Raw genomic sequence first — 4,483 nt, 5'->3', positions numbered from 1 at the left:
GGATCCGCGAATTGCTGGGGCTTGGTCCGAATGACGCGATCCCGCCGGGCAAGATCAATGCCGTCAAGATGGGGACAACTGTCGCCACCAACGCCTTGCTCGAACGTAAGGGCGAACGGACGTTGCTGTTGATCACCAAAGGCATGCGCGATTTGCTGCGGATCGGATACCAGAATCGTCCTCGGCTGTTTGATTTGAATATCCAACTGCCCGAGTTGCTTTATGATGACGTGATCGAGATTGATGAACGGATCGGCGCTGATGGCACGGTGCTTTCTCCGCTGAACGCCGATCCTGCGCGCGATGCGTTGATGCAAGCCCACAAAGACGGCTACCGCTCTGTCGCGATTGCGCTGATGCACAGCTACCGTTTCCCCCAGCACGAACAAAGCTTGGGTCAGATCGCCAAAGACATCGGCTTTTCCCAAGTCTCGCTGAGCCATGAAGCCAGCCCGCTGATAAAACTTGTGTCGCGCGGCGATACAGCCGTCGTCGATGCGTATCTGTCGCCGATCCTGCGCCGCTACGTCAGTCAGGTTGCCAATGCATTAGGCACGTCCCAAGGCGGCTGCGATCGGTTGATGTTCATGCGCTCCAACGGTGGTTTAACCGACGCGGCGCTTTTCGAAGGGCGCGACGCGATCTTGTCAGGACCAGCGGGCGGCGTTGTTGGCATGGTGCGCACGGCGGCAGAGCTTGGTTATGAAAAACTCATCGGCTTTGATATGGGCGGCACCTCCACGGACGTCTGTCACTATGCGGGCGAGTTCGAGCGCAGCTTTGAGACAGAGGTCGCAGGTGTACGGATGCGCGCGCCCATGATGTCGATCCATACGGTCGCAGCGGGTGGCGGATCGATCTTGTCGTACCGTGACGGGCGCATGCAGGTCGGCCCCGAAAGCGCCGGTGCGAACCCCGGTCCAGCCGCGTATCGGCGCGGCGGTCCACTGACCGTGACTGACTGCAACGTACTTTTGGGCAAATTGCAGCCTGATTTGTTCCCACCTGTCTTTGGCCCGAACGCAGATGAACCGCTTGATGTGGATGCGGTCCGCGCCAAATTTGACGTGATGGCCCAAGAGATTGGCGGTGACCGCACAGTCCAAGAAATAGCCGAAGGCTTCTTGCGCATTGCCGTCGAAAACATGGCCAATGCGATCAAAAAGATCAGCGTGCAGCGCGGCTATGACGTAACCAAATACACGATGAACTGCTTTGGCGGGGCAGGCGGCCAACACGCCTGTCTGGTTGCCGATGCACTGGGTATGGAAAGCGTCTTTATCCATCCTTTTGCGGGCGTTTTATCAGCGTTTGGCATGGGCCTAGCCGATGTGCGGGCCATGCGCGAGCATCAGTTCGGCCAAGGTTTCAGCGAGATCGCACACGCCCGAACAACGCTTGCAGAACTAGCTGATGCTGCCAAAGCCGAGGTTTTGGGCCAAGGTATTCCTGACGCCCAGATTACGGTCGTCAAGATGGCGCACATCCGCCCTGATGGCGCCCAACAAACGCTCGAGGTACCGTTTGGTTCACCTGCTGACATGACAGTGGCGTTTGAAACAGCCCACCAGCAACGTTTCGGATTTGTCCCTGAAGGTGCAACCCTGTTAATCGACGTGTTGACCGCCGAAGCAATTGGCGCCACAGGCGAAAACGTCATTCTGCCGGACACGGCCGGCGGATCAGTCTCACCGCGCACCAGCAAGATGTGGTCGACGGGTGCCTTGCACGACGTGCCGGTTGTGGACCGCACAACCATGGCCATAGGCGATATTGTGGAAGGTCCGGCAATCTTGACCGAACCCACGGGCACCAACGTCCTTGAGCAAGACTGGCAAGCGGAATGCGTCAGCGGCGGCAACCTGATCTTGCGCCGTACCACACCCTTGGCCCGCCAAGAGGCGATTGGCACCAAGGTCGATCCTGTGATGCTTGAAGTGTTCAATAACCTGTTCATGTCCATTGCCGACCAGATGGGCGCAACTTTAGCCAACACTGCCTATTCGGTGAACATCAAAGAACGCTATGATTTTTCGTGTGCGATCTTTGACGAGGCCGGCGATCTTGTGGCGAATGCGCCGCACGTGCCTGTGCATTTAGGCTCTATGTCCGAAAGCGTGCGGGTGATCCTGCGCCAGAACAAAGGCAAAATCCGGCCCGGTGACGTGTTCATGATGAACAACCCGTTCAATGGCGGCACGCATTTGCCTGACGTGACAGTCATCACGCCCGTTTTTGATGAAGCAGGCAAGCGGATCATCTACACCGTCGCCAGCCGTGGGCACCATGCTGATATCGGCGGCAAAACCCCCGGTTCTGCCCCACCAGACAGCCGCGTCATCGAAGAAGAAGGCGTGCTGATCGATAATTTCCAACTGGTCGCCCAAGGGCAACTGCGCGATGCCGCAACGCGCGAATTGCTCGCGTCCGGCAAGTACCCGTGCCGCAGCATCGACCAGAACATGGCTGACCTGTCTGCGCAAATCGCTGCCAACGCGACAGGCGCGACCGAGCTGCAAAAGATCACGCGTCAGTTCGGGTTAGAAACCGTGCACGCCTACATGACCCACGTCCAAGACAACGCCGAAGAAAGCGTGCGCCGCGTGCTGGATGTGCTGCATGATTGCAGCTTTACCTATCCGCTCGATAGCGGTGACCAGATCAAGGTCGCGATTACCGTTGATAAAGCCAACCGTCAGGCGACGATCGATTTCACAGGCACGTCGCCGCAAAACGAATTCAACTACAACGCGCCGCTTGCGATTTGCCGCGCTGTCGTTTTGTACGTTTTCCGCACACTTGTAGGCAGTGACATTCCAATGAACGAAGGCTGCCTGAAACCGCTCGACCTGATTGTCCCCGAAGGTAGCATGATTAACCCGCAAGCCCCTGCGGCGGTGATTTCAGGCAATACCGAAGTCAGCCAAGCAATTGCAGATACACTTTACGGCGCGCTAGGCGTGATTGCAGGCAGCCAAGGTACAATGAACAACTTTGTTTATGGCAACAATGACTATCAGAACTATGAAACCATTTGCGGGGGGACGGGTGCGGGTGACGGTTTTGACGGGACAAGCGCCGTGCATAGCCACATGACCAATACACGCATGACAGACCCCGAAGTCCTTGAAACGCGATTTCCGGTTCTGGTTGAGGAATTCTCAATTCGGCAAGGATCGGGCGGGCAGGGCGCATTTGTTGGCGGAAATGGTATTGTCAGAAGATTGCGGTTCTTGGAACCCACGACTGTGACGGTCCTGTCATCGCACCGCATTGTGCCGCCACATGGCGCAGCAGGCGGTGACCCCGGCTTGCAGGGCCACAATAGCGTCCAGCGGGCCGATGGGCGGGTCGAGAACCTGAAAGGCAATGATGAAGCAGAGCTTTTGCCCGGCGACATCTTCATCCTAAAATCCCCCGGGGGCGGTGGCTACGGCATAAAGCGCTAGGTTAGACCCATTCGCGGGCACAGAGTCATGGTGCTCTGTGCTCAGAGTGGGGCGAAAGTAGCATTGTGGGCGTACGTCTGCGATGCACAATTAAAGCCAATATGCCATGAATTATCAAATGCTTGCGCCGGCATTTTGGCGGAGAGACAGGGACTCTACAAATCTTATAATGAATTAGCAATATCAAACACTTACAAACTTACTAGGGTTATGACTAGGTTCCAAACTAGGTTCCATTTGGGTTCTATATGGTGGTAGCGGGGCAGGGTGCCTGAAAACGTCACAGCGCGGCTGCTAGGGCATGACCTGAACACGATGTCTTATGGCCTGTATTCTGGGGGTGTATCGTTTGACGTGCTGTCTGATGCGGTAGAAAACCTAAAGTGGGTAAGGCAAAAGTAAGTCCGTAGAGGCCTGTAAGTTCGGTTTGGTTGCAGGTGTTACCTAAACGCAGAAGTGGCGCTGTAAGTCTTCAATATGGCCCCTTAAAGGTTATTCCCAACTGGCGTATTCTGTTGAAAAACTCCGATGTTGGGCACTTGCGTCAAATTTGATAGAATAATATTCTGTTTTTTTTGAGTTTTTCGGTTTTTCTTGGTATACGGCAATATGCCGTTCGTCCAACTCCCGTTTTTCCAACAATGCTTCGGTCACGCGCCCAAGCAAAGATAGGTTCTCGGTCAATGTCTGGACGGCCAACACTTCCGCCGCTTTGAGCCGCTCATTCACCGTATGCTGCTGCGATGCTGTCAGCAGGTGGCGCTGATGGCTGTCAACGGGTGCGTAGCAGAGACCTGACTTACCCAACCCCCATTGCCGTTCTTGCGCAATTGGCATGGCCGTCGCTTTGTCCAAGTCGCTCTGTTCGCCAGCGCCTGCGCCTGACGAAATCTCACCGCACATAATCTTCTCCGCAGCACGGCCGCCCATGAAATACGCCAACTCAACTTGATGCTTTTTGGCGTATGAAGCGTTGGCGCAAGTCGCGTCACGGCCCCGCCGTTTGGCGCGATGCGCGCACTGAACGGCAACGG

Annotated in this window: 1 protein-coding gene and 1 pseudogene; one reads left to right on the top strand and one right to left on the bottom strand. The window is 56.0% G+C overall.

Features of this window, described 5'->3' with window-relative positions; genetic code table 11:
* Nucleotides 1-3,449, top strand: a 3,449-nt coding sequence (locus QZ197_RS14895) for a hydantoinase B/oxoprolinase family protein (RefSeq protein WP_296432940.1), incomplete at its 5' end; no start/stop codon positions are given.
* A gap of 492 nt (nucleotides 3,450-3,941) precedes the next feature.
* Here the strand turns inward: QZ197_RS14895 and QZ197_RS14890 are convergent.
* Nucleotides 3,942-4,483: pseudogene (locus tag QZ197_RS14890) on the bottom strand (hypothetical protein); the annotation flags it as partial.

The organism is Yoonia sp., from assembly GCF_017854415.1.
In the GTDB taxonomy this organism is placed as follows: Bacteria; Pseudomonadota; Alphaproteobacteria; order Rhodobacterales; family Rhodobacteraceae; genus Yoonia.
The sequence above is the reverse complement of the archived record's forward strand: the minus strand, read 5'-3'. Positions and strand labels throughout refer to the sequence as shown.